Raw genomic sequence first — 437 nt, forward strand, 5'->3', positions numbered from 1 at the left:
AAGGATTGAAGCCATCTGAGTTCTTCATATTGACTAAATCTAACACCTTTACTTGATAGCCATGGTCTATAAAGAGTTTGCCTGTTTTCTCGGCCAAGTGATCTTTAGGATCCACGACAATATTAGAACTATTCATCTGAATCAGATTAGGTTTCACAAAGCGAAATGTCTTCCCACTTCCTGAACCTCCGATCACCGCAATATTCTTATTTCTATCATATTGAGGTGGTTTTTTATCTAATAATGTCAAACGAACATCTTGTGCTAAAATCGTATCATGAGAAAATTCCTTACCGTAAAAGAGCTTCTTTTCTTTTAGAGTTCCAAAACGAGCGCTCCCGTATTCTACTCCTTCTCGATATTGTTTTTTTCCAGTCTCTAGATAGAGATAAACCAGCAACATCATCACAAAACCTAGTAGAAAAAAAGCACTTGAT

Annotated in this window: 1 protein-coding gene; it reads right to left on the minus strand. The window is 36.4% G+C overall.

From position 1 onward, the window contains the following. The coding region (locus CBI42_RS11365) for a type IV secretory system conjugative DNA transfer family protein (protein WP_142294136.1) at positions 1–437 on the minus strand (437 nt) is incomplete at both ends.

The sequence above is a fragment of the Streptococcus sp. KR genome (assembly GCF_002238115.1).
Classification (GTDB): Bacteria; Bacillota; Bacilli; order Lactobacillales; family Streptococcaceae; genus Streptococcus.